Origin of the sequence: uncultured Streptococcus sp. (assembly GCF_938036805.1) — a bacterium.
Classification (GTDB): domain Bacteria; phylum Bacillota; class Bacilli; order Lactobacillales; family Streptococcaceae; genus Streptococcus.
This window is the reverse complement of sequence record NZ_CALHWC010000099.1, coordinates 1-1,062: the sequence shown is the minus strand read 5'-3', so window position 1 is coordinate 1,062 and position 1,062 is coordinate 1. Positions and strand designations below refer to the sequence as shown.

The window sequence follows — 1,062 nt, the reverse complement described above, 5'->3', positions numbered from 1 at the left end:
CTTCTCCTTTGAAGAGTCGAGCGGCATTGATACCAGCTACCAAACCAGAAGCTGCTGACTCTACATAACCTTCAACTCCAGTCATTTGACCGGCAAAGAAAAGATTGGGCTGTTTCTTAGAGCGGAAAGTCTGCTCCAGCAGGTTTGGAGAGTCCATGTAAGAGTTGCGGTGCATAACACCATAGCGGACAAATTCTGCATTCTCAAGGCCAGGAATCATCTGAAAGACCCGCTTTTGCTCGCCCCATTTGAGATGGGTCTGGAAGCCGACGATGTTGTAAAGACTGCCCGCTGCATTGTCCTGGCGAAGCTGCACTACAGCGTATGGCGTCTTAAAATCTCCGTCGCGAGGACCTTGATAGTCATCTGGATATTCTAAACCAACCGGCTTCATCGGGCCATAAAGCATGGTTTTAATGCCTCGCTTAGCCATAACTTCAATTGGCATACAGCCTTCAAAGTATTTTTCTTTTTCAAAGGAATTAAGCGGTGCTTCCTCCGCATTGACCAAAGCATCATGGAAATCCATAAATTCTTGCTTGGTCATGGGCGCGTTTAGATAGGCTGCTTCCCCCTTATCATAGCGAGATTTGAGGTAGACCTTGGTCATATCAATGGTATTGACATCGATGATTGGCGCTGCTGCATCGTAGAAATAAAAGCCGTCGCCCCCATTGAGCGCGTGGATTTTTTCTGCTAGCGCATCGCTGGTCAAAGGCCCTGTAGCAATGACCGTGATGGCATCCTCTGGAATTTCAGTGATTTCCTCACGAATGACTTCAATCAATGGATGATTGGTCACTTGCTCCGTTACTAGCTGTGAAAAGCCTTCTCTATCAACTGCTAAAGCACCACCCGCTGGAACACGTGTCGCTTCTGCTGACTTTAAGATGACCGAGTCCAACCGTCTCATTTCTTCCTTAAGAAGCCCAACAGCATTTTTCAAAGCATCTCCACGTAAGGAATTGGAACAAACTAACTCTGCAAAATTGTCTGTTTTGTGCTGAGGTGTTGACTTGACACCACGCATTTCATAGAGTTTAACTGGAATACCACGTTCTG

At 46.6% G+C, this 1,062-nt stretch carries 1 protein-coding gene; it reads right to left on the bottom strand.

Translation table 11 applies throughout. The features are described 5' to 3' along the window. Positions 1–1,062 (bottom strand): methylenetetrahydrofolate--tRNA-(uracil(54)-C(5))-methyltransferase (FADH(2)-oxidizing) TrmFO (gene trmFO, locus Q0191_RS03960; RefSeq protein ID WP_297664035.1); only part of this gene is annotated, 1,062 nt, incomplete at both ends.